This window comes from Rhizobium sp. SEMIA 4085, assembly GCF_013004495.1.
GTDB lineage: Bacteria > Pseudomonadota > Alphaproteobacteria > Rhizobiales > Rhizobiaceae > Rhizobium > Rhizobium gallicum.
In genome coordinates this window covers 26,980-51,070 of sequence record NZ_JABEPH010000004.1, presented here as the reverse complement: position 1 = coordinate 51,070, position 24,091 = coordinate 26,980, and the positions used below count along the sequence as shown (strand labels likewise).

Sequence of the window (24,091 nt, the reverse complement as noted above, 5' to 3'; positions counted from 1 at the left end):
GAGTGTCAGGCTGCTTGCTGTGCCGAGCTGCCGGCGGCGACCCCCGGCCGGTTTTGTGCAGGTCCTGCACGGTCGGCTGATACGGCTTCTGCGACGGGAACATGCCTGCCTGCTTCGGCAGCTTGCTGCCCTTTTTGAGATTGCAGGGTGAGCAGGCCGCCACGACATTTTGCCAGGTGGTCTCGCCGCCATGGGCGCGCGGGATGACGTGGTCGAAGGTCAGATCATCATTCTCGCCGCAATACTGACATTCGAATTTGTCGCGGAGAAAGACGTTGAACCGGGTGAAGGCTGGGTTCCGCGAAGGCGGAACGTAGGTCTTGAGGCAGACGACACTCGGAAGCCGCATCGAGAAGCTCGGCGAGGAAACCGAATGTTCGTATTCCGCAATGATATTCACACGGTCAAGGAAAACCGCCTTGATCGCGTCCTGCCAGGACCAGAGCGACAAGGGATAATAACTCAAAGGCCGGTAGTCAGCGTTCAGGACGAGCGCCGGCAGGGCCTGGGGGGAGACTGCAATCGTCAAGGTACTCTCCTGAGCGATTCGGCATCTGCATCCTTATATTAGGCCGGTTGTGACAGCCTTGTGAAGCCCAATAAATTCAGTCAATAACGACAATTCGATGAGCGTTGTCCATCAGCCGACCGGCAGGAGCCCGCGACCCAGTTTCTGAGCATAGTAAGCCCAAAAAAGCCTTGCTGCGACCGATCTCCAGGGAGACCAGACCATGGCAAGCGAGGCGAGCACTTTCGCATGCGGACGCTGTGCGAGACCAAAGGCAGCAGCGACGGCGTTCTGCAGGGCGACATCTCCTGATGGGAAGACATCGGCGTGCCCGCCGCAAAACATCAGATAGACTTCCGCGGTCCACGGACCAATCCCCTTCAACGCCGTCAACTCGGCAAGCGCCTCCGCCGGCGGCCTCGAGGAAAGCAGAGCGAGATCAAGGCGGCCGGATACGACTGCCTCGGCGATACCCGACAGTGTCGTCGCCTTGGCACGCGACAGACCGAATTCCCGCCAGGCATCCGGTCGCAGTGCGACATAGCTTTCGGCCGTCAGCACTCCTTCAGCAAGCGACATACGCCGCCAAATGGCATCGGCGCTTGCGCGCGAAACCATCTGCGAAACGATGATATGGGCAAGGCCCGCAAAACCCGGCTCGTGAAGGCGCAGCGGGATCGGACCCGCCTCCTTCGCAATATCGGCGAGCCGCGGGTCGAGACGAACCAGATGCTTCAGTCCCTCGCGGATATCCTCGTCGCTTCGAATGATCTGCACGTTGCCTCGCGATGGTTTCGAATTCGTGGCAGAAGAAAGCATGACCACGACTCAGCGTCAAAAGCCCATTTTCCGTTTTGCGCCCAGTCCCAACGGCCCGCTGCATCTCGGCCACGCGCTTTCGGCCTTCCTCAACCAGGATATGGCCGCAGCAATGGACGGACGCCTGCTGCTGCGCATCGAAGACATCGACCAGACACGTTGTACACCCGAATTCGAAGCAGGCATCTATGCCGATCTCGAATGGCTGGGAATCGACTGGGAGAAGCCCGTCCGGCGACAATCCGACCATTTCGCGGAGTATCAGACAGCATTGCATGGTCTGATCGAGCGCGGATTGGTCTATCCCTCGTTTCTGACGCGCGGCGAGGTGAAAGCCAGAGTGTCCGCTTCCGAAGCCGGAGGCAACCTCTGGCCGCGCGATCCGGACGGTTCGCCGCACTATCCCTCCGACGATCGCGACCGAAGTGAAGGCGAGCGGCGCAAGATGCTTGCTTCAGGCCTGAAACACGCTTGGCGTCTGGATATGGGGCGGGCACTGCAGGCTGCCGATCGTGTTTTATCATGGAACGAGACCGGCGACGGCGAGACCGGGGGGATTGCCGCCGATCCATCGGTGTGGGGGGACGTCGTTCTTTCGCGCTCGGATGCCCCCTCAAGCTATCACCTTTCGGTGGTTGTCGATGATGCGCTGCAGGCCGTCACTCATATCGTGCGCGGGCTCGACCTCTTTCACGCAACATCGGTCCACCGGCTGCTGCAGGTGCTGCTCGACCTGCCTCAGCCGGTCTACCACCATCATCGGCTGGTGAGGGATACAAAGGGTCGCAAGCTCTCGAAAAGCGATGGCGATACCGGGCTCGCGGATTTGCGTAGCAAGGGGCTATCGGCGGCCGATATCCGGGATCTTATCGGTCTTTGAAAGCTTGCTGCCCTGCCCGCTTAAAAAATTGCGGGCGAAGATGGCGCGCACCCGAAATTTCATCAGCGCCGCATTGATTTCCGCGCCAATGATGAAGATCACGCCGACCATGTAGAGGAAGATCAGCACGACCATCACCGATGCCAGACCCGCGTAGGTCGCTGTGTAATTCGCGAAGGTCGCGAGGTAAAAGGCGAAGATCAGCGCGCCCGCGAGCCAGAAAAGCAATGTCAGCAAAACCCCAGGGATAACGTCGTAAACGCGCCTGCGGCCGGCAGGCAGCCAGAGGTGAACGACGAGCAGACCGACCGTCAGCACGAAAAGCGTTCCGTAGATTCGCCAGCTGAAAACAATTTCGAGCGTATCGGCAAACAGCGGAAACCATTGCCGCGCGTAATCGAGAGCGAGCGGCACGGCGACGAGCAGGATGCTGATGGCGGCAAAAATGATCACCGCGATCAGCACATAACCGAGGCTGGCAAGGCGCGTGAAATACCAGGGCCTCGTCTCCTGTACGCGATAGGCGCGGTTGAGCGATATGCGCAGCGCCTCGACCCCGTTCGAGGCGAAATAGGCGGCCGCCAGCACCGAGACCGTCAGCAGTCCGCCGCGCGGAATCGTCAGCACCTGCAGCACCTGGTCGGCAACGGGTTTGGCGATCGCTTCCGGCCAGGTATCGAAAATGAGATGAACGGCCGTGGAGGAAAACTGGTCGGCTCCGAGGAAGTTTGCGAGCGTCGTGCCGAAGATCAAAAAAGGAAACACCGCCAGCAGGATCGACAACGCGACATGGCTCGCCATCGCGAAACCGTCATCCTCGATTAGGTGGCAGATCGCGTCGTATGCCACATCATAGAGCGTACGCACTATCTTCGGCATTCCACCCCCGGGCTTCGTCATTGTATCGTCGGTTCGAATATGGGAAACGAGTCCCAATTTGTACAGGAATCATTCCATGGCGGAGCAGCGCACCATCATCGTGACTGGATGCTCATCTGGCATCGGTGCCTATTGCGCGCGAGCCCTGAAGGTCGACGGCTGGCGCGTTTTTGCAGCGGTCAGAAAACAAGCCGACCTCGGACCGCTGCAGGATGAGGGCATCGAAGCCTTCCTGATGGACTATACGCGGTCGGATACGATCAGTGATTTTGTTCGCGATGTAGCCGAGGCAAGCGGCGGGCGCATCGACGCAGTTTTCAACAACGGCGCCTACGGCCAGCCCGGCGCGGTCGAGGATTTAACGACAGACGTGCTGCGAGCGCAGTTCGAAACGAATTTCTTCGGCTGGCATGAATTGACACGGCAAATACTGCCTCTGATGCGAAGGCGCGGCTCGGGCCGCATCGTACAATGCTCGTCCATTCTGGGCGTCGTGCCCTATCGTTTTCGCGGCGCCTACACCGCTTCGAAGTTTGCGCTCGAGGGGCTGAGCATCACGCTGCGCATGGAACTTCAGGGCAGCGGCATCCACGTGTGCCTGATCGAACCAGGCCCGATTGCCTCGCGCTTTACCGCCAACGCGCTCGCGAAGTTCAATGAACACGTCGACATCCGCAATTCGGTGCATGCGGCAGATTACCGCCGACAACTCGCGCGTCTTGACGGGACTGGCCCGAAGAATCGACATAAGCTTCAACCCGCCGCCGTCTATACTGTGTTGAAACACGCATTGAACTCGAACAGTCCGAAGCCACATTATCCTGTAACGACACCGGCAAAACAGGGCATGTTCTTGAAGAGGCTGATTCCGGCGGACCTTTTTTATCGCCTGATGCGCTGGACCGACTAACCAAGAAAGCCGACTTCCATGTCCACGGCCACTTATATTCTCGCGATCATCATCATGGGCCTCGTCGCGCTCGTGTTGGTCCGCGGCCTCTTCAACATGATGAAGGGCGGCGACGCGAACACTTCCAACAAGCTGATGCAGCTCCGCGTATTGCTGCAGGCGATCGCTGTGATCCTGATCATGCTGACCCTCTGGCTGACAGGAGGTGGCCGCCCTACTTAACGCCGGGAAGAGAGGGGACAGGCATGGTAACACTCAACAAGATCTACACGAAGACCGGCGACGACGGCACGACGGCGCTCGTTTGCGGGCCGCGCCGTCTCAAGTACGACCTGCGCGTGGAAGCCTATGGCACGATCGACGAGGTCAACTCCGCAATCGGCGTCGCAAGACTGCACATGCAAGGCATGCCGGTTCTTGAAAGAATGCTGACGCTGATCCAGAACGACCTCTTCGACCTCGGCGCTGACCTTGCGACACCCGACGACGGCAAGCCGCCGGTCCACGAGCCGTTGCGCATCATCGATACGCAGGTGGCGCGGATCGAGACCGAGATCGATGAACTGAATGCCGATCTGCAACCCTTGAAATCTTTCGTTCTGCCCGGCGGTCATTCGGCAGCTGCCTATCTTCATTTGGCGCGCACAATCGCGCGCCGCGCAGAAAGGTTGATGGTGGAACTTGCCCGCACGGAGGGCGAAATCGTCAGCGGAGCGGCCCTGAAATATGTCAACCGGCTTTCGGACTTCCTCTTCGTTGCCGCGCGCCACGCCAATGACCGCGGCAACGCGGATGTGCTTTGGGTTCCTGGAAAAAACAGATAGGCTTCTCGCGGTCACGATAGCCAGGGGCAGGCTTCATGTTCATACCGCTGCACGACGCCAATACGCTGAAACACATCAAGGTCCAGTGGGTGACGCTGGGCTTGATCGGCATGAACATTGCCGTCTGGCTTTTCACCGGCTTCTTCGCCCCGGAACAGACGGCTCAGGCGACATCAGTCGGCCTGGGCTACATACCGGCGGTCTCCTTTGACTATGCAACACTTGCACCCGGCCTCGCGATTGTTCCCGAGCCGCTGACCTACATCACCCATGCTTTTGTGCATGCCGGCTTCTGGCACCTCGTTTCCAACATGATCTTCCTCTGGGTCTTCGGCGATAATGTCGAGGATGCCATGGGCCATCTCCGCTTCCTGATCTTTTATCTCGTTTGCGGCGCCTTCGGCGCGCTTTGCCATGGCCTGCTCGTGTCGGAATCGCAGGCGCCGCTGGTCGGCGCCTCAGGTGCGATCTCAGGGGTGGTTGCTGCCTATGTCATCCTTCACCCGCGCGTGAAAATCTGGGTGCTGGTCTTCTTCCGTGTTCCATTGCCGCTTCCTGCCTTCGTGCCGCTGCTGCTTTGGATCGGCCAGCAGTTCTTCATGCTGCTTGTCGATCCGGACGGCAATGTTTCCTGGGGCGCCCATGCCGGCGGCATCGTCGCCGGCGCTGTTCTCGTCTTCTTCATGCGCCGCAAGGGTGTGCCGCTGTTCGACCGCGAGATCGTCACGCCCCGCGCCGTTTTCAGCACGCCCGCTGTGAGGCGGGCGGTCGTCGCCGCTGACGACGGAGCGCCCGGACACTGAAAAGAAACATGGCGTCGCCTCGAATATTGACGTGAACGTAAACGTCATATAATTCGAGACGCAATTTGTCTGTCTGCGACCGGCAAGCGTTGTATTTGGAGGAAAAACGCGTATCCATGTCGCCATTCGACAATCGGAGCGACGCCGAAGCGCGCATTTTCTTGGCGAAAGAGTTGAAGGAAGGACCCCATGAAAATTCTCGTCCCCGTGAAGCGGGTGGTTGATTACAATGTGAAGATCCGCGTCAAGCCGGATGGCACGGGCGTCGAGCTTGCCAACGTCAAGATGTCGATGAACCCGTTCGACGAGATCTCGGTGGAAGAGGCGCTGCGGCTGAAGGAAGCCGGCAAGGCTGAGGAAGTGGTCGTCGTGTCGATCGGTCCGGCCAAGGCCGAAGAGACGCTGCGCACCGCGCTCGCCATGGGTGCTGACCGGGCGATCCTGGTCGAGACCGACGAGACGGTCGAGCCGCTTGCCGTGGCCAAGATCCTCAAGGGCGTGGCAGCCGCCGAACAGCCGGGCCTGATCATCGTCGGCAAGCAGGCGATCGACGACGACTCGAACCAGACCGGCCAGATGCTCGCCGCGCTGTTGGGCTCTGCCCAGGCAACCTTTGCCTCGAAGATCGAGATTACCGACGGTAAAGCGACCGTCACCCGCGAAGTCGATGGCGGCCTGCAGACGATCGACATCAAGCTGCCGGCCGTCGTCACCACCGACCTGCGCTTGAACGAGCCCCGCTACGCCTCGCTGCCGAACATCATGAAGGCGAAGAAGAAGCCGCTCGACAGACAAAGCCCTTCCGACTTCGGCGTTTCCACCACCCCGCGGCTGAAGGTGCTGAAGACCGAAGAGCCAAGTGGCCGCAAGGCAGGCGTCAAGGTCAAGTCGGTCGCCGAGCTCGTCGAGAAACTCAAGACCGAAGCCGGCGTCCTCTAAGGCGAGAAAGGAAATACGACATGGCCATTCTGCTTCTGGCTGACCACGACAATGCAAGCCTTTCCGACCAGACCGCCAAGGCGCTGACCGCTGCCCGCCAGATCGGCGGCGATGTCACCATCCTGGTTGCCGGCAAGGGTGCCAAGGCTGCCGCCGATGCCGCTGCCAAGCTTTCCGGCGTCTCCAAGGTGCTGCTGGCCGAAAGCGACACGCTTGCCAACAATCTGGCCGAGCCGCTGGCCGACCTGATCGTTTCGCTCGCCGGCAGCTACGACACGATCATTGCGGCTGCGACCTCGACCGGCAAGAACGTCGCTCCGCGCGTTGCCGCCCTCCTCGATGTGGCGCAGGTGTCGGAAATCATCGAAGTCGTCGCGCCTGACACCTTCAAGCGGCCGATCTATGCCGGCAACGCCATCCAGACGGTGCAGGTAACCGATGCCAAGAAGGTGCTCACCGTGCGCACCGCCTCCTTCGCTGCTGCGGCGACCAGCGGTTCGGCTCCGGTCGAGGCAATCCCGGCCGTTTCCGATCCGGGTCTTTCGACCTTCGTCAAGGACGCGCTGTCGGCTTCCGACCGCCCGGAGCTGACGTCGGCAAGGATCATCATCTCCGGCGGCCGCGCACTCGGCTCGGCCGAGAAGTTCAGGCAAGTCATCCTGCCGCTCGCCGACAAGCTCGGAGCGGCCGTCGGCGCAAGCCGTGCGGCCGTCGATGCCGGCTATGCGCCGAACGACTGGCAGGTCGGCCAGACCGGCAAGGTCGTCGCCCCTGAACTCTACATCGCGGTCGGCATTTCCGGTGCCATCCAGCACCTTGCCGGCATGAAGGACTCAAAGGTCATCGTCGCCATCAACAAGGACGAGGAGGCCCCGATCTTCCAGGTCGCCGACTACGGCCTCGTCGCCGATCTCTTCGAGGCCCTGCCGGAACTGCAGAAAGCTCTTTAAACGGGCAGAATGCCAGCTTTTCGCACTTGCGAATGACTGGAAAATTATCTCTTATGGAGCTACTACTGCTGCCGGGCGATCATTTTGCCCGGCAGTTTCATTAGAAAGAAAAATACGGGCGGAGCGGGCGGCTGCCACGGGGGTTTGGAGATGAGTGCGGTGTTGAAAACGATCGGTATTGTCGGCGCGGGCCAGATGGGCTGCGGCATCGCCCATGTTTCAGCAGCTGCGGGCTATAAGGTCCAGCTCTACGACCTGACGCAGGAACGCATCGAATCCGGTCTCGCGACCATCAATGGCAACCTTGCCCGGCAGGTAACGAGCGGCAAGATGACGGATGAGGAGCGCAAAGCAACCCTTTCCCGCATCTCCGGCTCCGCCAACCTCAATGACCTTGCTCCCTCCGACCTCGTGATCGAGGCGGCAACCGAGGAGGAAGCGGTAAAACGCAAGATCTATGCGCAGGTCTGTCCAGTGCTAAAGCCGGGCGCGCTGCTTGCGACGAACACGTCCTCGCTCTCCATTACCCGCCTGGCATCGGCAACGGACCGGCCTGAGCACTTCATGGGCATTCATTTCATGAACCCCGTGCCGGTTATGAAACTGGTGGAACTGGTGCGCGGCATCGCAACGGACGAAATTACGTTTTCGACCGCAAAGGAATTCGTCGCCTCGCTGGAAAAGACCGTCACGGTAGCTGAGGATTTTCCGGCCTTCATCGTCAACCGCATACTGCTGCCGATGATCAATGAGGCGATCTACACGCTCTACGAAGGCGTCGGCACTGTCGATGCCATCGACACGGCGATGAAGCTCGGCGCTAATCACCCGATGGGCCCGCTTCAGCTTGCCGATTTCATCGGCCTCGACACCTGCCTCTCGATCATGCAGGTGCTGCACGACGGCCTCGCCGACTCCAAGTATCGCCCCTGCCCGCTGCTGGTAAAGTATGTCGAGGCCGGCTGGCTCGGCCGCAAGTCCGGCCGCGGCTTCTACGATTATCGCGGCGATACGCCCGTCCCGACGCGGTAGCCCTAAGACCCTGTTGCACCCTGGATCAGTGCCTTCGCATCGCCGCTATCCCATGCGGCAGGGCCGTTCATCGCCGAAACCAGGCACCCATTGTCGTCGATGAGCAACGTCACCGGCAGGCCGAAAGCAAGCCCTTCTTTCTTGAGGCTGTTGAAAACGCCGATCGTATTGTCGCGATAGAACTGCAGGGAATCGACGCCGGTTTCGCTTAGGAAAGCCTTCGGTTTCTCGTCATCTCCAGTGTCGATATTGACCGCGACGACCTGGAATTTGTCACTGCCCATCTCCTTCTCCAGCGCGTTCAGCGCCGGCATTTCCTCGCGGCAGGGCACGCACCACGTGGCCCAGAGATTGAGAAGCACGGTCTTGCCCGCAAAACTCTCGAGCGTCACCGGTTTGCCGTCCGGACCGTTGAAGGCGACTGAGGTGAGCTTTCGTGGCGCGTTGACAGCAACCATCGCCGCCACCGCGCCTTTGGCGAGCGGCGTAATCTTCTGGACGAGATCCTTGGTCGCAGTGCATTCGGCAGAGGCCGTTTCACCGCCGGCATTGCCATACCCGGCTTCCTTAATGTAAACCGCTGCCGCACCGGCAATTACGCCTGCGACGGCGGCTACCGCGATCAATTTCAAGGATGGCAGCCTGAACAGCTTTTTTGTCGTCATTTCATTCTCCAGGGCATGCGCCCTTAAGACAGGCATCTTTCATGGCCGACGGCACAAAGGACACCAAATCCTCAAACCAGATGTGGGGCGGACGTTTCGCATCCGGCCCCGACGCGATCATGGAGGAGATAAATGCCTCGATCGGTTTCGACAAGAAGCTCTTTGCCCAGGATATCCGTGGATCGATCGCCCACGCGACGATGCTTGCCCATCAGGGCATCATTTCTGTGGACGATAAGGACAAGATCGTTCACGGACTAAGCACGATCCTGTCAGAAATCGAAACCGGCAATTTCGAATTCTCCCGCCAGCTCGAAGATATTCACATGAATATCGAAGCCCGCCTTGCCGCGCTGATCGGCCAGGCTGCCGGCCGCCTGCACACCGCCCGTTCACGCAATGACCAGGTAGCGCTCGACTTTCGTCTCTGGGTGAAGGAAGAGCTGCAGAAGACTGAAGCGATGCTGACGACCCTCATCGCAGCCTTCCTCGACCGCGCTGAAGAACATGCCGAAAGCGTCATGCCGGGCTTCACGCACCTGCAGACTGCTCAGCCCGTCACCTTCGGCCACCATTGCATGGCCTATGTCGAAATGTTCGGCCGCGATCGTTCGCGCGTACGCCACGCCATCGAGCATCTGGACGAAAGCCCCATTGGCGCTGCAGCGCTGGCCGGGACCGGCTACCCGATCGACCGCCACATGACGGCAAAGGCGCTCGGCTTCCGGGAACCTACGCGTAACTCGATCGATACCGTCTCCGACCGCGACTTCGCCATCGAGTTCCTGTCGATCGCCGCGATCTGCGGCATGCATCTCTCACGCTTGGCCGAAGAGATCGTGATCTGGTCGACGCCGCAATTTGGTTTCGTGCGGCTTTCCGATGCATTTTCGACCGGCTCGTCGATCATGCCACAGAAGAAGAACCCCGACGCCGCCGAACTCGTGCGTGCCAAGACCGGCCGCATCAACGGCTCGCTGATTGCGCTGCTGACGATCATGAAGGGCCTGCCGCTCGCCTATTCCAAGGACATGCAGGAGGACAAGGAACAGGTGTTCGACGCGGCCGAGAGCCTGGAACTTGCGATCGCCGCCATGACCGGCATGGTCCGCGACATGACGGTCAATACGCAGCGCATGAAAGCCGCAGCCGGTTCCGGCTATTCGACGGCCACCGATCTCGCCGACTGGCTGGTGCGCGAGGCGGGACTTCCGTTCCGAGATGCACATCATGTGACCGGCCGTGCCGTGGCGCTTGCCGAAAGCAAGGGCTGCGACCTCGCCGAACTGCCGCTTGCCGATCTCCAGTCCATCAACCCGGCAATCACCGACAAGGTCTACGAGGTCTTGACTGTCGAGGCTTCGGTTGCAAGCCGCAAGAGCTTCGGCGGAACGGCACCCTCCGAAGTGAGGAAGCAGATCGCCTTTTGGCGGGCTCGCAACTGAGAAAACAATCAGGGTGCACAAGGCGGATAAACTTCGCTATGAAGATGTCCACCAGCGCCGCTCCAAGAGGAATCCCATGCAGACCAGCTTGCCGCACCTCATCCGCCTGACGGTTGTCTTTGCCGTCATCGGCCTTGCCGTTGCCGGATGTGGACGCAAGGGCGATCTCGATCCGCCGAGCGCGATGGCAACGAAGGAAGGCGACGTATCGAAGCCGACGAAACAGCCGGGCGCCGTCGACAAGCCATTCCTTCTCGATCCTTTGCTTTGATAGGCACGTCCCGTGAACCACTTCGAATATCGCGACGGCATCCTTTACGCCGAGAACGTCCCCGTTCCGGAGATCGCCAAGGCCGTCGGCACGCCTTTCTATTGCTATTCGACCGCAACGCTTGAGCGCCACTACCGGGTCTTCGCCGAAGCCTTCAGCGATATCGATTCCATGGTCTGCTATGCGATGAAGGCGAATTCGAACCAGGCTGTGTTGAAGACCCTCGGCAGGCTCGGCGCCGGCATCGACGTCGTGTCCGAGGGCGAATTACGCCGCGCGCTTGCTGCCGGCATCCCAGCAAGCCGCATCATGTTCTCCGGCGTCGGCAAGACGCCCCGTGAGATGGACTTCGCGCTCGAGGCCGGCATCTACTGCTTCAATGTCGAATCCGAACCGGAACTCGAAATCCTCAATCAGCGCGCCGTCAAGGCCGGCAAGAAGGCACCTGTCTCCTTCCGCATCAATCCGGACGTCGATGCGAAGACGCATTCGAAGATCTCGACCGGCAAGAAAGAAAACAAGTTCGGCATTTCCTGGGAACGCGCTCGCGCCGTCTATGCACAAGCCGCCAAGCTGCCCGGTATCGAAGTCACCGGCATCGACATGCATATCGGCAGCCAGATCACCGAGCTGCAGCCCTTCGACGATGCCTTCAAGCTGTTGCGCGAACTGGTCGATACCCTGCGTGCCGACGGCCACGACATCCACCATGTTGATATTGGTGGCGGCCTTGGCATCCCTTACAAGGAAGACAACGAGCCGCCGCCACTGCCAGATGCCTACGCGGCGATCGTCAAGAACCAGCTCCGCGGGCTGAACTGCAAGATCGTGACTGAACCGGGCCGCCTGATCGTCGGCAACGCCGGCATTCTCGTTACCGAAGTTATCTATGTAAAGGATGGTGGCGAAAAGACCTTCGTCATTGTCGATGCGGCAATGAACGATCTGATCCGCCCGACGCTTTACGATGCCTGGCACGAAATCCGGCCCGTCGTGATCTCAGCGGCAAATGCTCCGCGCATCAAGGCCGATATCGTGGGGCCGGTTTGCGAGACCGGGGACTATCTGGCGCTCGATCGAGAGATGGCGATGCCGAAGCCGGGCGATCTGTTTGCGGTCAGTTCCGGCGGCGCTTATGGTGCAGTGCAGGCAGGCACCTATAACAGCCGCCTGCTGGTGCCAGAAGTTCTGGTGAAGGGCGCCGATTTCCATGTAATTCGGCCCCGCCGAACCTACGAAGAACTGATCGGCCTCGACTCCGTACCCGCCTGGATCGAGTGACAGCCTCATCACTTTTTGGCGAATAGAGGTGAAAAAACGGCTTTGCCGACCGCCTGCCCTCGCCTTCGCCACAAAGAGTGTTATCTTTTCTCCATGCGAGCATATTGCCTAGCAAGCGCCGGAAGCGCCCTCCATTACTCCAGCATCAACTGGCGGAGACCGGATTGACGAACAGCCCCCGCAGGCAAAGACATGGCGCGTTTGCCCTTCGGCCCTCTCTCGCGAGGCTCGTCGCGGTAAAGCGGTTCTTTGCGCGCCTGGTACTCGTATCCGAGCAGGTCCTGCCACCGCTTGTCCCGGTTCTTTCCGCCGTGGCCTTCTATCTGGCAGCGTCCTGGTTCGGCCTCTTCCGCTCCGTTCCTGACTTCATGCGTGTCGGGCTGCTGATTGCCTTCGCCATCGCCTTCCTCGCCGCGCTCATCCCATTTCGCAATCTCCGCTGGCCCAATACCGCCGAAGCCGACCACCTGCTTGAGGAGCGCAACGGCCTACCGCATCAGCCGGTGACGGTGCAGGAAGATGAACCGGCCGTCGACACGCCCTTCGCAAAGGCGCTTTGGCGCGAACATCAGACGCGGATGGCGAAGAAGATAGCAGCCCTCGACACTGGCTTCCCCCGCCCGGACATCGCAACCCACGACCGTTTCGCGCTGCGTGCCATCCCGGCGCTCCTTCTCGTCACGGCCTTCGGTTACTCGCTTTCGACCAACGGCGGCTCAATCACCGACGCGCTGCAGCCACCCGTCGCGCCGGCAGCGACCAATCCGGCTGTGCGTATCGACGCATGGGTCACCCCGCCCTCCTATACCAGCCGCGCTCCGGTCTATCTGACGGCAACCGGCACTGAGCAGGCGATCAACATTCCGCAGTTCTCGAACCTGACCGTTCGCGTCAGCGGCGGGCAGACGAAAGACGAAAAGGTCTTATTCAGGAAAGAAAGCGGCGAGGTGCGGGAAATCGCATCCGAGGCAAAGGCAAATCCGCAGCCTGGTGCTGCGCCGCAGGCGAAGCCACAGGGTCCTGCCACGCCAGTACTTGCCGCACAGACACATTTGATGAAGCTTGAGGAAAACGGTGCGCTGCTCGTCAATGGCCGCAGGTGGAACTTCAATGTCATTCCCGACAAGGCACCCGAAATTGCCTTCGACGGATTGCCCAAACCCAGCGTAAACGGGGCGCTGGAAATCGGCTTCACGGTAAAGGATGATTACGGCGTGCAGGAAGCGCGTGCAGAAATCCTGCCGGCCCAATCCGATCCGGAGGCAAAGCCGCTTTATCCATTCCCCGATTTCCGGCTCGACATTCCGCGCCGCAACGCGCGTGATGCCAAGGCTGTGACCAGCAAGAACCTGACCGAGCATCCGCTGGCCGGAAAGCGCGTACGCGTAACGCTGGTCGCCAAGGATGCAGCCGGCCAGACCGGCCGGAGCCCGCCGCATGAAATGACGCTGCCGTCACGGCCGTTCAACGAACCGCTGGCCGCAGCCGTTGCGGAAGAACGCCAGGTTTTCGCACTCGATACCCGCAAGATGCCGGAAGCGATCGCTCTTAACGAGGCGCTGACGATCCGTCCTGAAGAAACGATTCCCAAGCTCACCAACTATCTGCTGCTGCAATCGGCGCACACGCGCATGAAGCTCGCCAATGGCGACGAGCAGTTGAAGGATACGGCCGACTATCTCTGGGATATCGCAATCGGCATGGAGGATGGCGACCTTTCGCTTGCAGAACGCAACCTGCGCAACGCCCAGCAGAATCTCGCCGACGCGCTTCAGCGCAATGCGCCGGACCCGGAGATCAAGAAGCTCATGGACGAGCTTCGCAAGGCGATGAACGAATACATGAAGGAACTGGCTCAGCGCATGCAGAATGCGCCGATGCAGCCGAACCAGAACGCGCAGAACGTCATCCGCCAGCAGGATCTGGAGCGCATGATGGACCAGATCGAGAATCTGGCCCGTTCAGGCAACCGCGATGCCGCTCAGCAGATGCTTTCAGAATTGCAGCGCATGATGAACAACCTACAGGCAGGCAGGCCGCAACAGGGACAGCAACAGCAGGGCGACAACAGCCAGATGCGCCAACAGATGGACAAGCTTGGCCAGATCCTCCGCGACCAGCAGAAGCTGATGGAGCAGACCTTCAAGCTGGACCAACAGTTGAAGGACCGTATGCAGCGCGGCGACCCGAATATGGGTATGAACGATCCGCTACTTGACCAGATGATGCCAGGCCAGGATGGCCAGCCGCAGGATCAGCAGCAGGGGCAGAACGGCGAACAGGGGCAGTCACCGTCGGAGCAGATGACCGAGGAGCAATTGCGCGATGCGTTGAAACAGCTCCGAGCACAGCAGGATGCGCTTGGCAAGCAGCTCGGCGAACTGCAGAAAGGCCTTGGCGAGATGGGTATGAAACCCGGACCGGGCTTTGGTCAGGCACAGCGCGAAATGGAAGGTGCCGGGCGCGAACTCGGCCAGGGCCGCGGCGAACCGGCCCTCCAGGGCCAGGGCCGTGCGCTGGAAGCGTTGCGCCAGGGCGCCCGGGACATGATGAACCAGATGATGCAAGCGCAACAGGGCCAGCAAGGCCAAGGGCCACAAGGTCAGGTTGGCCAGGGCAACCAGAACGGCCGCGATCCGCTCGGTCGTCCGCGTCGCGCAGAGGGTCCGGATTTCGGCGATCAAGTGAAGGTACCGGACGAAATCGACGTGCAGCGCGCACGCGAAATTCTCGATGCGATCCGCGAAAAGCTCGGCAACAACCCGCCTCAGGAGATGGAGCGGCGCTATCTGGAACGGCTGCTGGATATTCAGTAGCTGAGCTTGGATCGCAATGCGCCACCCAACTCCTAGGGTGCAGTGGATTCTCTTTCAAATGATGGGTCGCTCACGGCGCCGACGCAGCGTGGTGGAATTCCTGTCAAGGACAGGAATGGGGAGCAGGGAAGGTGTCGCCAACCTGTCTCACGCAGCCAGCGCCCGGGCAACCGCTTTTCGGATGTCTGGAAGTGCAAACGGCTTCGACACGACGTCGACGATCTTTTCTGCAAGGTCATCGGCCCGTTCGCGCTGCTCGGCATAGCCCGTCATCAGCAGGATTTTGAGCGTCGGAAAGGCCGATTTCGCCTGATGCGCAAGCTCGATGCCGTCCATGACCGGCATGCGGATGTCGGAAAGCAGTAGATCATAGACCCCGTCCTTCAGCTTCTCCAGCCCCTCGGCGCCATCGGCGGCTTCGTCGGTCTCATGACCGTCAAGGCGCAAGGCCCGGGCGACGAAAGAGCGAAGCGAATCTTCGTCTTCCGTGATCAGAATTTTTGCCATGATGTGCATCGCTCCGTCTTCATGCCCCGGAACGGAAATTGCACGGCGTTCCTTTTCGATCGGTAAACGAAAGAAGGCGATGGAAGGGATGGTTAACAACCCGTCTTATCCTCGATGAGGTCAGGCGTCGCCGGTAACCACGCCGACATAGGGCAGCTCACGGAAGGCATAGGCGACATCCATGCCGTAGCCGACGACGAAGTAATCCGGGCATTCGAAGCCGACATAGTCTGCCTCGAGCTTTTCTTTGCGCTTGACGCTCTTGTCGAGCAGCACGGCGATGCTGACGTTGCGCGCGCCGCGTTCGTAGAGAAGTTCCTTGGCGAAAAGCAGCGTGCGGCCTGATTCGAGGATGTCGTCGATCAGCAACACGTCGCGATCTTTCACGTCGCTGTCGATATCCTTGACGATGCGGACGCCCTGAGAAACCGTTCCCGTACCGTAGCTGGAAAGCGTGATGAATTCGACTTCAGGCGCAAGCCCGCTGTCGTGTAGCGCGCGGATGAGGTCTGCGGCAAAAATGAACGACCCCTTCAACACGGCAATGACGAGCAGGTCCTTTGTCGGACCCGCAGCAATATGCTTTGCCATTGCGTGATTGCGTTCGGCAATCTGCTCGGCAGTGAAAAGCGGTTCGATAATTTTTCCGCGCACGACAGGCATACGGCTAGCTCCATGAAACGAAGGGTAAGCCGTTAGCACATTAGAAGGGCAGAAACACCCTAAGGCATGAACGAAAGCCGGACTTCGGGCATTTTTCCGCCAGAGTGCTGCACGCGTGCCGAAAAACCACGGCTCTCGCCACCATAGATGACGTCTGCCGGCGGATTGATGACCATGCTCGCCACCAGCTGCTCGCCGCTCATCAGATCCGCGCGGATCGGCCGCACGGTCTGTGTGGTACCACTGCCGTTTTCGATGATGCCGTTGATAACCAGGATGCGCATACCATTTGCCTCGCGCGGCGCCACCGTGACATGCGTGAAGTGAAGCGGCGAGGTCAAGGCAGCAGTATCGCTCCCCGCCAGGCCGGAGAAACCGCCCGTCAGGCCGAAAACGAGAACGAAAAGCATGAAGACCAGGGCTATAAAGCTTTTGAGCGACGCCCGCTGCAGCCACTCTTCTGCGATCGCGAGAAACATAGTCGCCTTCGAGAAAGCTTCAGGCGTCGCAGGAAGCTTGGCAGCGGCAGCGGCGCGCTTACGATTGTCATTGAAACTTCTGGCGTTGAAGCCTTGGCTCCGGTTGCCGATAACGACGAACTCGGCATCGGCGACATCTGTCGGACGGCCAGGATAGCGGGGCTGACGCGCGGCGGGCTCCGGCGGCAAGAAATCGTAGGCGTTGCTCGCCGCGCGGCGCCTGAAGGTGGATGCTTCCATGTTGACGGTCTCTCCCATCTCCACATGGTTTCAGTGCACGGTTAAAATCCGGCATTGAAACGAATCCTGCCCAGTCGTAAATTTTAATGGTTAATGCTTCGCTAAGCTTGCCTTCAAACAGGCATCTTTCCGACGAAATTCACTGATTGTTAACGGTGTTGGTTAACAAGTCGATGGCGTTAAACCATGAAAGACTGGACTGCCCGTTGATCCATTTCGAGAATGTCGGTTTGCGCTACGGCATGGGCCCGGAGATTCTCCGGGACCTCACCTTCGATATTCCGAAAAAGTCCTTTCAGTTCCTGACCGGTCCCTCTGGCGCCGGCAAGACGACGCTTCTGCGCCTGCTTTTTATGTCGCTGCAGCCGACGCGCGGCCTGATCCGCATGTTCGGACGCAACATTTCCGACATCCCGCGGCCGGAGCTGCCGCTGCTTCGCCGCCGCGTGGGTATCGTCTTCCAGGATTTCCGCCTGCTCGATCATCTCACGACCTATGAGAATGTCGCACTGCCGCTTCGTGTACGTGGCAAGGACGAGAGCTCCTACAAGACAGACGTGCTCGAACTGCTGAAATGGGTGGGGCTCGGCGAGCGCATCAATGTGCTTCCGCCGGTGCTTTCCGGCGGCGAGAAACAGCGCGCGGCGATCGCCCGCGCGCTGATCGATAGACCCGAGGTTCTGCTTGCCGACGAGCCGACCGGCAACGTCGATCCGCCGATGGCACGCCGCCTGTTGAACCTCTTTCTCGAACTCAACCGCCTTGGTACAGCTGTCGTGATCGCAACTCACGATCTGACATTGATGGACCAGGTGGAAGCCCGCCGCATGATCCTTTCGGAAGGGCATCTTGACGTCTATGATTGAGCCCGCATCAAAGAACCGCGCGCAAAGCGCCGCCCAACCACAGCAGAAGCGGGCGGAGATGCGCGTGCGGCCAACGGCGCCGATCCTTCCGCCCTCGAATATCCAGGGCAACGCACTGACGGTGGTCATCGCAATCATGGCCTTCCTCGCCTGCCTGACGCTTGGCGGCGTCAGCATGGTGCGTTCGACAGCGGCCAGCTGGGAGAGCCAGATTTCCCGCGAGATCACCATCCAGATCAAGCCGGACGACGGTCTCGATATGGAAAAGGCGCTGACGCAGGCACGCGATATCGCCATGACCTTTGTCGGCACCAAAAGCGGCCAGATCGTCGATGAGGCGGCAACGGCCCGTCTGCTGGAGCCATGGCTCGGCAGCGGCCTTGACATCAAGGAGCTTCCCGTCCCCCGCCTCGTGATTATTACCATCGACGAGACGAACCCGCCCGATTTTGACGCGATGCGCTCACTGCTGAAGGAGAGCATCCCTCAGGCGTCGCTGGACGATCACCGCACATGGGTCGATCGCCTCGTTTCAATGGCACATACAACGGTCATGCTCGGCACCGGCGTGCTGCTGCTCGTCTTCATCGCCATGGTGCTGACGGTCGTCTTTGCGACACGTGGCGCACTTTCCGGCAACCGCCATATCGTCGAGGTCTTGCATTTCGTGGGAGCCGAAAGTTCCTTCGTCGCGACTGAATTCCAGAAGCATTTCCTGAAGATCAGTCTTAAGGGATCGGCAATCGGCAGCGCTTTGGCAGCTCTCTTTTTCTTAGCTGCAGGCTTCCTGCAGAGCCGTACGATTGCGACGCCGCAGACCGATCAAGCGACAGCTCTCTTCGGCACCTTCTCGGTCGGAGCCCTTGGCTACCTCGGCATTTTTGCGACGATGATCGTCATTGCATTGCTGACGACGCTCACAGCGCGGCTCACGGTGATGCGCACGATCTATGAAATCGATACGCTGCGCTCCGACCCGACGCGAAGCGATGGCATCGCGAATTGAAGGCTCAGTCGTTTTTGCCACGAAAGTGTCTGTTCCCTGCCGCAATCTGCATATATTCACGATTTATGACCATGGGCCATACTAGACGCACTCCGATTCGTCCCGACCCGGCGCTAGCCAGCTACGGTGTCGAAACCCTGCGTCGTGGTCCCCTACGCCGGATGTTGCGATGGGGCGGATTCGCCTTCGTCCTGGCGACCGCGCTGCTTTTCGTCGGCTTCCTGCGGTTCGCCGATTCCGTAACCACCTTGAAACCTCCGGCTGAACCGAAGGCCGATGCCATCGTCGTTTTGACAGGCGGCTATCAGCGCATCGATCAGGCCGTCGAACTGCTGGAGAAAGGCGCGGGCAAGCGGCTGCTCATATCGGGCGTTCATCCGTCGACAACGCCGGGGCAGATACGCAAAACCACATCGGCGCCTGCTGATCTTTTCGATTGCTGCGTCGACATCGGCTATGACGCAATCGACACGATCGGCAATGCGCAGGAAGCTGCAAACTGGATCCATGCGAAGGGCTACAAGAGCGTTCTGGTCGTCACCAACAACTACCACATGCCACGCAGTCTCGCCGAACTCGCCTACGTCGATGCCGATACGCAGTTCATCCCCTACCCGGTCGTCAATTCCGACCTGAAGACCAGGGCCTGGTTCACCGATCCAAATGCGCTTCGCGTCATGCTCGCCGAATATGCCAAGGTGCTTCTGGCAGGCGCGCGCAACATCACCGGCTTCGGGCGCCATCCCGGCCTTCGCTCGGCAAGCATCACCGGTCCGAGCTGATTTCCATCGAGCGCTTTTTATGAGAGCCATTATCGTGTAGGCAGGGCGAGCTCGCCGTTTGCGCGGATACTGGCTTTGGAAAATTTCATGATCGCCCTGCGTTCCGTTCTCTTCAATACGATCTTCTACGCCAACCTCATCATCCGGATGATCGTGCTTTCGCCCTATTATTTCGTCGTGCCCCGCAAGACCGCCTATGCGATCCCTAAGAACTGGGCACTTTCGAACCATTGGCTGATGGAAAAGATCGTCGGGACGACCTTTGAGATCGATGGCATAGAGAACCTGCCGGACGGCAGCTACATCCTCGCCCCAAAGCACCAGTCCTTCTGGGACACCTATGCACTGCTGCCCTGGTTGAAAGACCCGGTTTACATCCTCAAGCGCGAATTGATGTGGATCCCGCTTTTCGGCTGGTATGCGAAAAAACAGCGCATGATCCCGGTCGATCGCGGCGCGCGCGGCAAGGTCATGGTCGAGGTGCTGAAGCGCACCAGGGAAGAGCTTGCGACAGGCCGTCAGTTGATCATCTATCCGGAAGGCACGCGCCGGGCACCGGGCGCAGAACCGCTCTACAAATACGGCATTGCCCGCATGTATCGGGATCTCGGCATTCCGGTCGTGCCGGTGGCCATGCATCCCGGCCTTTTCTGGCCGCGCCGCAGCGCCGTGCGCCGTCCCGGCCATTTCAAGGTTCGCATCCTGCCTGCCATTCCGCCGGGTATGGATCCGGATGCGTTCTTCGAGCATCTAATCGATGTGACCGAGAAGGCGAGCGACGACCTTCTGGTCGATACGGTGGCGCGCAATCCGCGCTTGCCACTGCCGCCGACCGCCGTCGAGAGACTGGCGCAATTGCGGAAGGCAACGGCCGCTTCTGCCTAAACGGCCCGCAGCCGCTCGACCTCGCCGGCGACCCGTTCCAGCCAATGGTCGCGAATGCCCATCTCCTTAAGATGCGAGAGCGTATTGAAAACATAAGCGTCGTTCGAACCCGACCGACCCTTTGCCTCGTGCACCGTGCGCGCAGCTACAGAGGCATCGAGCGCGCCGGCATATTGGGCGTGGTCGCGATCAACGATGTAGGCAATTGCCTTGATGTTGCGTCGGCCGGGAAGCGATAGCGGCACATGCCGCTCGAGATAGACGTTGGTGACGAGCTCGCGGGCGCGCAGATAGTCCATCACCTCGTCGCGCCTTTCCAAGGCCACGCGAAATGCTATGCCGCGGCAGGAGCCGCCGCGATCGAGGCCTAGCACGAGACCCGGATTTTGCTGCGTGCCGCGGTGAACCCAGGAATGGACGCATAGTGATCGCCGGTAGCCGTAAACGAGAGCCTGAGAGCGCTCAAGAAACTCGAAGCCCGGATTCCACATCAGCGATCCGTAGCCAAATACCCAAAATTCGTCCATATCGCAGGCCAGACCGAAATTCCCATTTGCGATTCACCATTGGAGAACCATCATGGCAGCGTCAAGCCAATCCGGCAGCGGCAGAAAATTCTGGTTGCTCGGCTTGGGCATCGTTCTGGTTGTCGCGATCTATACCGGCGGCTGGTTTTACGCAGCCGCCCACCTCAAGGAGACCGTGCTCAAGGTTATTGCGCCGCGCAGCACGGCGGGCGTCAGCGGCGAATGCGCCGATATCGACTTTCGCGGCTATCCGTTCCGAATTGGCCTCTATTGCTCGAAAGTGGGTGTGGATGACAACACGAACGGCGTCTCCGCTTCCTTTGGCGAACTTCGCTCCGCAGCCCAAGTTTACGCGCCGGGCCATATCGTCTGGGAACTCGATTCGCCGGCTGAAATCCGCACGGCAAACGGCCTTTCGATCTCGGCGCAGTGGGCAAACCTGCAATCCAGCCTGGTGACGCGGCTGAGGGGCATCGACCGCACCTCCATGATCATCGACGGCCTCAAGGCGACCGCTGTTTCCTCCTATACCGGGCAAACGGTCAATGTCGATGCAGGACACACGGAAGTCCACCTCCGCCAGAATGCAGGCGATCTCGACGGTGCCTTCTCACTCGAAGATGCAAATGCCGTCATCAAGGACTGGCCGCAGGTCTTCCCTAAATTCTCGGCGAGCGCCGATATCACCCTTGCAGGCAGAGGCGGAATGATCGACGGAAGCGATCCGCAAGGGCTTTATGGGGCAAGCGGAGAGCTGCGCAAGGCCGTGGCCGATATCGGCGACGGCAAGGTGATGACGTTGACGGGCCCCTTCTCCTTCGATGAGCAAGGCTTTTTGTCCGGAAAGTTCAAGCTGGAGATCGAGCAACTCGGCCCCTGGCGCGACAGCCTGAAACAGGCCCTTCCGGAAATCGCCAAGACCGTCGATACCGCCGCCAAGCTTCTAAAGGCGCTCGCGGTCGGCGGCGACAGGGTTTCGGTCGACCTCGTCGTCCAGCACGGCAATGCCACCGTAAGCGGCTTCATCCCGCTCGGCACAATCCCGCCGATCTGAGGCTCAGTTCGTCTTCGTATCCTGCGCATGTGGGCGGCCAAAGTCTGGCGTGTCCACATCCTGTCCTGCCTGGACGATCGAGCGGCGAATTGCGCGGGTGCGGCTGAAGAGCTCGAAAAGCTTGTCGCCCTCGCCCCAGCGGATCGCGCGCTGCAGATAGGCAAGATCTTCCGAAAAGCGCGCCAGCATTTCAAGGATCGCATCCTTGTTGTGCAGGCAGACGTCGCGCCACATCGTCGGATCGGAGGCCGCAAGGCGCGTAAAGTCGCGAAAGCCGGAGGCGGAGTATTTGATGACTTCCGATTCCGTCACGGTTTCCAGATCGTCGGCCGTGCCGACAATATTATAGGCAATGATGTGCGGCAGGTGCGAGACGATGGCGAGCACCTTGTCGTGGTGGTCGGCGTCCATCTCATCGACCTTGGAGCCAAGGCTTTCCCAGAATTTGCGAAGCTTCTTGAGCGCCCCCTCGTCGGTGCCCGCAATCGGCGTGAAGATGCACCAGCGGCCTTCGAAAAGGCCCGGGAAGCCGGCGTCAGGACCGGATTTTTCCGTACCGGCCAGCGGATGGCCGGGGATGAAGTGCACATGCGGTGGCATATGCGGCTGCATCTGCGCGATGACCGACGCCTTGGTGGATCCGACGTCGGTGACGATCGCCCCCGGCTTCACGCTTTCTGCGATTTCCTTGGCAACACTTTCCGAGGCGCCGACCGGCACGGACACGATGACGAGATCGGCATTCTCGGCGGCCTCGGCCGACGACGTCGTATAACGGCTGCCGAGCTGCAATTCCCCGGCACGCTTCAGCGTTTCGGCACTGCGCGTTGCCACGACGACTTCGTTGGCGAGCCCCAGCCGCTTGATGTCGTGAGCGATCGAGGAGCCGATCAACCCGATGCCGATCAGCGCGATGCGATCAAACTGCGCTGTCATGCCGGGCGTCCCATGAATTCGCCGAGCGCTTCGATGACGCCGCGATTGGCTTCTTCGGGGCCAATACTCATGCGGAGTGAATTGGGGAAGCCGTAGCTGCGAACCGCCCGCAGGATATAGCCACGGCTCGTCAGAAAATCGTCGGCATCGGCAGCGCGCTTGCCGTCGACGTCCGGAAAATGGATGAGGACGAAGTTGGTCACCGACGGCGTAACCTTGAGACCGATCGTTTCGAGCGCTCCGGTAACCTTCTCGATCCACATCTGGTTGAAGGAGGTCGCCTCTTGAACGAAGGCTTGATCGCGGATCGCCGCGGCACCGGCCGCGATCGCCGGCGTATTCATGTTGAACGGGCCGCGCACGCGGTTCAGCGCATCGATGATCTCGGCAGGCGCATATATCCAGCCGACGCGGAGCGCGGCAAGCCCATAGACCTTCGAGAAGGTGCGGGTCATGACGACGTTCGCGTTCGAGGAGACGACCTCGATGCCGGATTCATAGTCGTTGCGCCGGACATATTCGGCATACGCCGCATCGAGCACCAGGACGACATGCTTCGGCAGACCGGCCTGCAGGCGGCGGACTTCGCTGACCGGGATATAGGTACCGGTTGGATTGCCAGGATTGGCGATGAAGACGATCTTCGTCTTGTCTGTCACGGCGGCAAGGATCGCGTCGACATCGACGGTATGATCCGTCTCCTTCACCACGACAGGCGTCGCGCCCGCGCCCATGATCTGAATCTTGTAAACGAGGAAGCCGTGCTCGGTGATGATGCCTTCGTCACCGGGGCTGAGATAAACGTGGCAGAGCAAGCCGAGCAGTTCGTCCGAGCCGTTGCCACACATGATGTTAGCCGGGTTAAGGCCATGAACCGCTGCGATCGCCTCGCGCAATTCGATCGCCTGCCCGTCCGGATAGCGCTCGAGATGGCCGGCGGCCTCACGGAAGGCTTCTATGGCCTTCGGGCTCGCGCCAAGCGGCGTTTCGTTGGAGGAGAGCTTGTAGACGCGGGCGACGCCCGGTGCATGTTCCTTGCCCGGCACATAGGCTGCAATATCGAGGATACCGGGACGCGGAACAGGCTTGCTCATCTCAACGCTCATGGGATCGACCTTGAAAAA

At 60.1% G+C, this 24,091-nt stretch carries 27 protein-coding genes; 17 read left to right on the top strand and 10 right to left on the bottom strand.

Annotated elements, in window-relative coordinates; translation table 11 throughout:
• The coding region (locus C9413_RS01295; RefSeq protein WP_170250120.1) for an HNH endonuclease at positions 1-529 on the bottom strand (529 nt) is incomplete at its 3' end.
• 111 nt (positions 530-640) lie between these two features.
• Entirely contained in the window at positions 641-1,327 is a 687-nt protein-coding gene (locus tag C9413_RS01290) for a DNA-3-methyladenine glycosylase (protein WP_039846273.1), read from the bottom strand.
• Here C9413_RS01290 and gluQRS point away from each other — a divergent pair.
• The gene (gene gluQRS, locus C9413_RS01285; protein WP_039846274.1) at positions 1,326-2,207 is read left to right on the top strand and encodes a tRNA glutamyl-Q(34) synthetase GluQRS; all 882 of its coding nucleotides are present in this window, start codon (positions 1,326-1,328) and stop codon (positions 2,205-2,207) included. The genes C9413_RS01290 and gluQRS overlap by 2 nt on opposite strands.
• Here the strand turns inward: gluQRS and C9413_RS01280 are convergent.
• On the bottom strand, positions 2,169-3,086 hold the full coding sequence (locus tag C9413_RS01280) for a YihY/virulence factor BrkB family protein (RefSeq protein ID WP_039846275.1): 918 nt from the start codon (positions 3,084-3,086) through the stop codon (positions 2,169-2,171). The genes gluQRS and C9413_RS01280 overlap by 39 nt on opposite strands.
• 76 nt (positions 3,087-3,162) lie before the next feature.
• Between C9413_RS01280 and C9413_RS01275 the strand changes: the two genes are divergently transcribed.
• From C9413_RS01275 to C9413_RS01245, 7 genes are all read left to right on the top strand, one after another.
• Positions 3,163-3,996, top strand: coding sequence for an SDR family oxidoreductase (locus C9413_RS01275; protein WP_039846276.1), 834 nt, complete (start codon positions 3,163-3,165; stop codon positions 3,994-3,996).
• Between the two features lie 18 nt (positions 3,997-4,014).
• The gene (locus C9413_RS01270; protein WP_039846277.1) at positions 4,015-4,218 is read left to right on the top strand and encodes a twin transmembrane helix small protein; all 204 of its coding nucleotides are present in this window, start codon (positions 4,015-4,017) and stop codon (positions 4,216-4,218) included.
• 23 nt (positions 4,219-4,241) lie between these two features.
• A complete protein-coding gene (locus C9413_RS01265) occupies positions 4,242-4,820 on the top strand; it encodes a cob(I)yrinic acid a,c-diamide adenosyltransferase (protein ID WP_039846278.1) in 579 nt (192 codons plus the stop codon).
• A 35-nt stretch (positions 4,821-4,855) separates the two neighbouring features.
• The gene (locus C9413_RS01260; RefSeq protein WP_039846279.1) at positions 4,856-5,623 is read left to right on the top strand and encodes a rhomboid family intramembrane serine protease; all 768 of its coding nucleotides are present in this window, start codon (positions 4,856-4,858) and stop codon (positions 5,621-5,623) included.
• A gap of 189 nt (positions 5,624-5,812) precedes the next feature.
• Complete coding sequence (locus tag C9413_RS01255; RefSeq protein ID WP_040115857.1) at positions 5,813-6,562, top strand: electron transfer flavoprotein subunit beta/FixA family protein; 750 nt, start codon at positions 5,813-5,815, stop codon at positions 6,560-6,562.
• Positions 6,563-6,582: 20 nt separating this feature from the next.
• Positions 6,583-7,512 carry an electron transfer flavoprotein subunit alpha/FixB family protein gene (locus tag C9413_RS01250; protein WP_170250119.1) on the top strand — a complete coding sequence of 310 codons (930 nt, stop codon included), beginning with the start codon at positions 6,583-6,585 and terminating at the stop codon, positions 7,510-7,512.
• A gap of 150 nt (positions 7,513-7,662) precedes the next feature.
• Complete coding sequence (locus tag C9413_RS01245) at positions 7,663-8,544, top strand: 3-hydroxybutyryl-CoA dehydrogenase (protein ID WP_022718092.1); 882 nt, start codon at positions 7,663-7,665, stop codon at positions 8,542-8,544.
• Between the two features lie 2 nt (positions 8,545-8,546).
• Here the strand turns inward: C9413_RS01245 and C9413_RS01240 are convergent, their stop codons facing one another.
• On the bottom strand, positions 8,547-9,209 hold the full coding sequence (locus C9413_RS01240; protein ID WP_039846282.1) for a TlpA disulfide reductase family protein: 663 nt from the start codon (positions 9,207-9,209) through the stop codon (positions 8,547-8,549).
• Between the two features lie 41 nt (positions 9,210-9,250).
• Between C9413_RS01240 and argH the strand changes: the two genes are divergently transcribed.
• The 4 genes from argH (at position 9,251) to C9413_RS01220 (ending at position 15,022) form a co-directional block, all read left to right on the top strand.
• On the top strand, positions 9,251-10,654 hold the full coding sequence (gene argH / locus C9413_RS01235; protein WP_039846283.1) for an argininosuccinate lyase: 1,404 nt from the start codon (positions 9,251-9,253) through the stop codon (positions 10,652-10,654).
• A gap of 76 nt (positions 10,655-10,730) precedes the next feature.
• A complete protein-coding gene (locus C9413_RS01230; RefSeq protein ID WP_039847016.1) occupies positions 10,731-10,925 on the top strand; it encodes a lipoprotein in 195 nt (64 codons plus the stop codon).
• 12 nt (positions 10,926-10,937) lie between these two features.
• Positions 10,938-12,206, top strand: a complete 1,269-nt coding sequence (gene lysA, locus C9413_RS01225; RefSeq protein WP_039846284.1) for a diaminopimelate decarboxylase — start codon at positions 10,938-10,940, stop codon at positions 12,204-12,206.
• A 164-nt stretch (positions 12,207-12,370) separates the two neighbouring features.
• A complete protein-coding gene (locus C9413_RS01220; protein ID WP_039846285.1) occupies positions 12,371-15,022 on the top strand; it encodes a TIGR02302 family protein in 2,652 nt (883 codons plus the stop codon).
• A 147-nt stretch (positions 15,023-15,169) separates the two neighbouring features.
• Here C9413_RS01220 and C9413_RS01215 read toward each other — a convergent pair whose 3' ends face one another.
• The 3 genes from C9413_RS01215 to C9413_RS01205 form a co-directional block, all read right to left on the bottom strand.
• Positions 15,170-15,529 carry a response regulator gene (locus C9413_RS01215; protein WP_039847017.1) on the bottom strand — a complete coding sequence of 120 codons (360 nt, stop codon included), beginning with the start codon at positions 15,527-15,529 and terminating at the stop codon, positions 15,170-15,172.
• Between the two features lie 120 nt (positions 15,530-15,649).
• A complete protein-coding gene (gene hpt, locus C9413_RS01210; protein WP_022718085.1) occupies positions 15,650-16,192 on the bottom strand; it encodes a hypoxanthine phosphoribosyltransferase in 543 nt (180 codons plus the stop codon).
• Positions 16,193-16,251: 59 nt separating this feature from the next.
• Positions 16,252-16,911, bottom strand: coding sequence for a membrane protein (locus C9413_RS01205; protein ID WP_039847018.1), 660 nt, complete (start codon positions 16,909-16,911; stop codon positions 16,252-16,254).
• A gap of 206 nt (positions 16,912-17,117) precedes the next feature.
• Between C9413_RS01205 and ftsE the strand changes: the two genes are divergently transcribed.
• The 4 genes from ftsE to C9413_RS01185 all read left to right on the top strand — a co-directional run bounded on the left by ftsE (position 17,118) and on the right by C9413_RS01185 (position 20,450).
• Positions 17,118-17,777 carry a cell division ATP-binding protein FtsE gene (gene ftsE, locus C9413_RS01200; protein ID WP_039846286.1) on the top strand — a complete coding sequence of 220 codons (660 nt, stop codon included), beginning with the start codon at positions 17,118-17,120 and terminating at the stop codon, positions 17,775-17,777.
• Positions 17,770-18,783 carry an ABC transporter permease gene (locus tag C9413_RS01195; RefSeq protein WP_039846287.1) on the top strand — a complete coding sequence of 338 codons (1,014 nt, stop codon included), beginning with the start codon at positions 17,770-17,772 and terminating at the stop codon, positions 18,781-18,783. Before ftsE ends, C9413_RS01195 begins: the two co-directional genes overlap by 8 nt.
• Before the next feature lie 65 nt (positions 18,784-18,848).
• Positions 18,849-19,565 carry a YdcF family protein gene (locus C9413_RS01190; RefSeq protein ID WP_039846288.1) on the top strand — a complete coding sequence of 239 codons (717 nt, stop codon included), beginning with the start codon at positions 18,849-18,851 and terminating at the stop codon, positions 19,563-19,565.
• 87 nt (positions 19,566-19,652) lie between these two features.
• Positions 19,653-20,450, top strand: coding sequence for a 1-acyl-sn-glycerol-3-phosphate acyltransferase (locus C9413_RS01185; RefSeq protein ID WP_039846289.1), 798 nt, complete (start codon positions 19,653-19,655; stop codon positions 20,448-20,450).
• On the opposite strand, the gene C9413_RS01180 is transcribed toward C9413_RS01185, so the two are convergent.
• Positions 20,447-20,977, bottom strand: coding sequence for a gamma-glutamylcyclotransferase (locus C9413_RS01180; RefSeq protein WP_039846290.1), 531 nt, complete (start codon positions 20,975-20,977; stop codon positions 20,447-20,449). The genes C9413_RS01185 and C9413_RS01180 overlap by 4 nt on opposite strands.
• A 52-nt stretch (positions 20,978-21,029) precedes the next feature.
• On the opposite strand from C9413_RS01180, the gene C9413_RS01175 reads away from it, so the two are divergent.
• Positions 21,030-22,031, top strand: a complete 1,002-nt coding sequence (locus C9413_RS01175) for a DUF2125 domain-containing protein (protein ID WP_039846291.1) — start codon at positions 21,030-21,032, stop codon at positions 22,029-22,031.
• Positions 22,032-22,034: 3 nt separating this feature from the next.
• On the opposite strand, the gene C9413_RS01170 is transcribed toward C9413_RS01175, so the two are convergent.
• Together C9413_RS01170 and hisC are read right to left on the bottom strand one after the other, a co-directional pair.
• Positions 22,035-22,967 carry a prephenate/arogenate dehydrogenase family protein gene (locus C9413_RS01170; protein ID WP_039846292.1) on the bottom strand — a complete coding sequence of 311 codons (933 nt, stop codon included), beginning with the start codon at positions 22,965-22,967 and terminating at the stop codon, positions 22,035-22,037.
• The gene (gene hisC, locus C9413_RS01165; RefSeq protein ID WP_039847019.1) at positions 22,964-24,073 is read right to left on the bottom strand and encodes a histidinol-phosphate transaminase; all 1,110 of its coding nucleotides are present in this window, start codon (positions 24,071-24,073) and stop codon (positions 22,964-22,966) included. The genes C9413_RS01170 and hisC overlap by 4 nt, the downstream gene beginning before the upstream one ends.
• Between the last annotated feature and the right edge of the window lie 18 nt (positions 24,074-24,091).

Excerpts from the sequence above, each read along its gene's own strand:
- gluQRS (WP_039846274.1), top strand. The coding sequence starts at position 1,326 with ATGACCACGACTCAGCGTCAAAAGCCCATTTTCCGTTTTGCGCCCAGT.
- C9413_RS01290 (WP_039846273.1), bottom strand. The coding sequence starts at position 1,327 with ATGCTTTCTTCTGCCACGAATTCGAAACCATCGCGAGGCAACGTGCAG.
- C9413_RS01280 (WP_039846275.1), bottom strand. The coding sequence starts at position 3,086 with ATGCCGAAGATAGTGCGTACGCTCTATGATGTGGCATACGACGCGATC.
- C9413_RS01275 (WP_039846276.1), top strand. The coding sequence starts at position 3,163 with ATGGCGGAGCAGCGCACCATCATCGTGACTGGATGCTCATCTGGCATC.
- C9413_RS01270 (WP_039846277.1), top strand. The coding sequence starts at position 4,015 with ATGTCCACGGCCACTTATATTCTCGCGATCATCATCATGGGCCTCGTC.
- C9413_RS01265 (WP_039846278.1), top strand. The coding sequence starts at position 4,242 with ATGGTAACACTCAACAAGATCTACACGAAGACCGGCGACGACGGCACG.
- C9413_RS01260 (WP_039846279.1), top strand. The coding sequence starts at position 4,856 with ATGTTCATACCGCTGCACGACGCCAATACGCTGAAACACATCAAGGTC.
- C9413_RS01255 (WP_040115857.1), top strand. The coding sequence starts at position 5,813 with ATGAAAATTCTCGTCCCCGTGAAGCGGGTGGTTGATTACAATGTGAAG.
- C9413_RS01250 (WP_170250119.1), top strand. The coding sequence starts at position 6,583 with ATGGCCATTCTGCTTCTGGCTGACCACGACAATGCAAGCCTTTCCGAC.
- C9413_RS01245 (WP_022718092.1), top strand. The coding sequence starts at position 7,663 with ATGAGTGCGGTGTTGAAAACGATCGGTATTGTCGGCGCGGGCCAGATG.
- C9413_RS01240 (WP_039846282.1), bottom strand. The coding sequence starts at position 9,209 with ATGACGACAAAAAAGCTGTTCAGGCTGCCATCCTTGAAATTGATCGCG.
- argH (WP_039846283.1), top strand. The coding sequence starts at position 9,251 with ATGGCCGACGGCACAAAGGACACCAAATCCTCAAACCAGATGTGGGGC.
- C9413_RS01230 (WP_039847016.1), top strand. The coding sequence starts at position 10,731 with ATGCAGACCAGCTTGCCGCACCTCATCCGCCTGACGGTTGTCTTTGCC.
- C9413_RS01215 (WP_039847017.1), bottom strand. The coding sequence starts at position 15,529 with ATGGCAAAAATTCTGATCACGGAAGACGAAGATTCGCTTCGCTCTTTC.
- hpt (WP_022718085.1), bottom strand. The coding sequence starts at position 16,192 with ATGCCTGTCGTGCGCGGAAAAATTATCGAACCGCTTTTCACTGCCGAG.
- C9413_RS01205 (WP_039847018.1), bottom strand. The coding sequence starts at position 16,911 with ATGGAAGCATCCACCTTCAGGCGCCGCGCGGCGAGCAACGCCTACGAT.
- C9413_RS01195 (WP_039846287.1), top strand. The coding sequence starts at position 17,770 with ATGATTGAGCCCGCATCAAAGAACCGCGCGCAAAGCGCCGCCCAACCA.
- C9413_RS01190 (WP_039846288.1), top strand. The coding sequence starts at position 18,849 with ATGACCATGGGCCATACTAGACGCACTCCGATTCGTCCCGACCCGGCG.
- C9413_RS01185 (WP_039846289.1), top strand. The coding sequence starts at position 19,653 with ATGATCGCCCTGCGTTCCGTTCTCTTCAATACGATCTTCTACGCCAAC.
- C9413_RS01180 (WP_039846290.1), bottom strand. The coding sequence starts at position 20,977 with ATGGACGAATTTTGGGTATTTGGCTACGGATCGCTGATGTGGAATCCG.
- C9413_RS01175 (WP_039846291.1), top strand. The coding sequence starts at position 21,030 with ATGGCAGCGTCAAGCCAATCCGGCAGCGGCAGAAAATTCTGGTTGCTC.
- C9413_RS01170 (WP_039846292.1), bottom strand. The coding sequence starts at position 22,967 with ATGACAGCGCAGTTTGATCGCATCGCGCTGATCGGCATCGGGTTGATC.
- hisC (WP_039847019.1), bottom strand. The coding sequence starts at position 24,073 with ATGAGCGTTGAGATGAGCAAGCCTGTTCCGCGTCCCGGTATCCTCGAT.